The organism is Microbacterium sp. NFH-22A-Y (genome assembly GCF_021401375.1).
GTDB lineage: Bacteria > Actinomycetota > Actinomycetes > Actinomycetales > Microbacteriaceae > Microbacterium > Microbacterium hominis.
On record NZ_JACBGF010000007.1, the window covers coordinates 1 to 3,756 of the forward strand.

The 3,756-nt window shown below is 54.9% G+C and carries 2 rRNA genes; both read left to right on the top strand.

Annotated features, from left to right (window positions below):
* Positions 1 to 202 precede the first annotated feature (202 nt).
* Positions 203 to 1,725: ribosomal RNA gene (locus tag L0965_RS16440) — 16S ribosomal RNA — on the top strand.
* Between the two features lie 393 nt (positions 1,726 to 2,118).
* Positions 2,119 to 3,756 (top strand): 23S ribosomal RNA (locus tag L0965_RS16445); the annotation flags it as partial.

Below are 3,756 nucleotides of genomic sequence, written 5' to 3' on the forward strand. Positions count from 1 at the left end.
GGAGCATCCGATCCTTGAGAACTCAACAGCGTGCACTTGTCAAATGCCAAATAACCTCGTCTCAGCTTCGGCTGGGTGAGATTCCTTTGGATCAAGTCCAGCCTCTTTTGGGGTTGGCGTATGGATTGTCAGTAATGGCATCCTTTTGGTCAGTTTCGAACTCGCTGCATCGTCGTTTTCCCGGTGGTGTATGCATTTTTTCTTTTTGGAGAGTTTGATCCTGGCTCAGGATGAACGCTGGCGGCGTGCTTAACACATGCAAGTCGAACGGTGAAGCCCAGCTTGCTGGGTGGATCAGTGGCGAACGGGTGAGTAACACGTGAGCAATCTGCCCCTGACTCTGGGATAAGCGCTGGAAACGGCGTCTAATACTGGATACGAGCTGCGATCGCATGGTCAGTAGCTGGAAAGATTTTTTGGTCAGGGATGAGCTCGCGGCCTATCAGCTTGTTGGTGAGGTAATGGCTCACCAAGGCGTCGACGGGTAGCCGGCCTGAGAGGGTGACCGGCCACACTGGGACTGAGACACGGCCCAGACTCCTACGGGAGGCAGCAGTGGGGAATATTGCACAATGGGCGCAAGCCTGATGCAGCAACGCCGCGTGAGGGATGACGGCCTTCGGGTTGTAAACCTCTTTTAGCAGGGAAGAAGCGAAAGTGACGGTACCTGCAGAAAAAGCGCCGGCTAACTACGTGCCAGCAGCCGCGGTAATACGTAGGGCGCAAGCGTTATCCGGAATTATTGGGCGTAAAGAGCTCGTAGGCGGTTTGTCGCGTCTGCTGTGAAATCCCGAGGCTCAACCTCGGGTCTGCAGTGGGTACGGGCAGACTAGAGTGCGGTAGGGGAGATTGGAATTCCTGGTGTAGCGGTGGAATGCGCAGATATCAGGAGGAACACCGATGGCGAAGGCAGATCTCTGGGCCGTAACTGACGCTGAGGAGCGAAAGGGTGGGGAGCAAACAGGCTTAGATACCCTGGTAGTCCACCCCGTAAACGTTGGGAACTAGTTGTGGGGTCCATTCCACGGATTCCGTGACGCAGCTAACGCATTAAGTTCCCCGCCTGGGGAGTACGGCCGCAAGGCTAAAACTCAAAGGAATTGACGGGGACCCGCACAAGCGGCGGAGCATGCGGATTAATTCGATGCAACGCGAAGAACCTTACCAAGGCTTGACATACACCAGAACACCGTAGAAATACGGGACTCTTTGGACACTGGTGAACAGGTGGTGCATGGTTGTCGTCAGCTCGTGTCGTGAGATGTTGGGTTAAGTCCCGCAACGAGCGCAACCCTCGTTCTATGTTGCCAGCACGTAATGGTGGGAACTCATGGGATACTGCCGGGGTCAACTCGGAGGAAGGTGGGGATGACGTCAAATCATCATGCCCCTTATGTCTTGGGCTTCACGCATGCTACAATGGCCGGTACAAAGGGCTGCAATACCGTGAGGTGGAGCGAATCCCAAAAAGCCGGTCCCAGTTCGGATTGAGGTCTGCAACTCGACCTCATGAAGTCGGAGTCGCTAGTAATCGCAGATCAGCAACGCTGCGGTGAATACGTTCCCGGGTCTTGTACACACCGCCCGTCAAGTCATGAAAGTCGGTAACACCTGAAGCCGGTGGCCCAACCCTTGTGGAGGGAGCCGTCGAAGGTGGGATCGGTAATTAGGACTAAGTCGTAACAAGGTAGCCGTACCGGAAGGTGCGGCTGGATCACCTCCTTTCTAAGGAGCATCTGGCACTCTTTGGGGTGTCCAGGCGCCGGATCAGGGCCGAATGTGTCTTGCCGGTTAGCTCATGGGTGGAACGTTTGATGAGGTGTGGGGGAGTGATCTTCGAGTTAGTACGGCCTTCGGGTTGGGAACGCTGGGGGTGAGTGAGCCGGCACATGCACGCTGTTGGGTCCTGAGGGACCGGATGCGCTCTGATCTTCGGATTGGGAGCAGACGAACCTCAGGACTCTTTCTGTTGCCGGCTGGTGCTGGTGCGGGGAGGGTACCGCCCGTACTTTGAGAACTACACAGTGGACGCGAGCATCTTCGAGATGAGTAATCATCTCGTGAAGATGATCTTAAAGATCATTAGTCAATTTCGATTGACGATTCAAACTCATGTGATTTCAAGTCTTTAAGAGCAAACGGTGGATGCCTTGGCATCTGGAGCCGAAGAAGGACGTAGCAATCTGCGATAAGCCTCGGGGAGTGGATAAGCACACTGTGATCCGAGGGTGTCCGAATGGGGAAACCCCGCTGGGCGGCGTGCCGACCCAGTGACTCCCGCCTGAATATATAGGGCGGGTAGAGGGAACGTGGGGAAGTGAAACATCTCAGTACCCACAGGAAGAGAAAGCAACCGCGATTCCGTTAGTAGTGGCGAGCGAAACCGGAACAGGCTAAACCGAGTACGTGTGATATCCGGCAGGAGTTGCGTATTCGGGGTTGTGGGACTTTTCTGGTTGTTCTGCCGAGCAGCCGGCGTTACAAGAAGGTATAGACGAACTGGATTGAAAGCCAGGTCATAGAGGGTGCCAACCCCGTAGTCGAAATGCCTCTCTTGGCGCGAAGAGTATCCCAAGTAGCACGGGGCCCGAGAAATCCCGTGTGAATCTGTCAGGACCACCTGATAAGCCTAAATACTCCCAGATGACCGATAGCGGACAAGTACCGTGAGGGAAAGGTGAAAAGTACCCCGGGAGGGGAGTGAAATAGTACCTGAAACCGTTTGCTTACAAACCGTTGGAGCCTCCTTAGTAGGGGTGACAGCGTGCCTTTTGAAGAATGAGCCTGCGAGTTAGCGATACGTGGCGAGGTTAACCCGTGTGGGGTAGCCGTAGCGAAAGCGAGTCTGAATAGGGCGATTCAGTCGCGTGTCCTAGACCCGAAGCGAAGTGATCTATCCATGGCCAGGCTGAAGCGACGGTAAGACGTCGTGGAGGGCCGAACCCACTTAGGTTGAAAACTGAGGGGATGAGCTGTGGATAGGGGTGAAAGGCCAATCAAACTTCGTGATAGCTGGTTCTCTCCGAAATGCATTTAGGTGCAGCGTTGCGTGTTTCTTGCCGGAGGTAGAGCTACTGGATGGCCGATGGGCCCTACAAGGTTACTGACGTCAGCCAAACTCCGAATGCCGGTAAGTGAGAGCGCAGCAGTGAGACTGTGGGGGATAAGCTTCATAGTCGAGAGGGAAACAACCCAGACCACCAACTAAGGTCCCAAAGCGCGTGCTAAGTGGGAAAGGATGTGGAGTTGCTCTGACAACCAGGAGGTTGGCTTAGAAGCAGCCACCCTTGAAAGAGTGCGTAATAGCTCACTGGTCAAGTGATTCCGCGCCGACAATGTAACGGGGCTCAAGCACGCCACCGAAGTTGTGGCATTGACATTATTGGTAGGCCTTCGTGGTCCAGCCGTGTTGATGGGTAGGAGAGCGTCGTGTGGCCAGCGAAGCGGCGGTGTGAACCAGCCGTGGAGGCCACACGAGTGAGAATGCAGGCATGAGTAGCGAAAGACGTGTGAGAAACACGTCCTCCGAAAGACCAAGGGTTCCAGGGTCAAGCTAATCTTCCCTGGGTAAGTCGGGACCTAAGGCGAGGCCGACAGGCGTAGTCGATGGACAACGGGTTGATATTCCCGTACCGGCGAAGAACCGCCCAAACTAATCCAGTGGTGCTAAGTGCCCGAATTCCTTTGTATCGATCCCTTCGGGGTGAGAGCGTTGGAGCTAGCGCATGACCCCATGCTGGTGCGGTTAGCGTATTA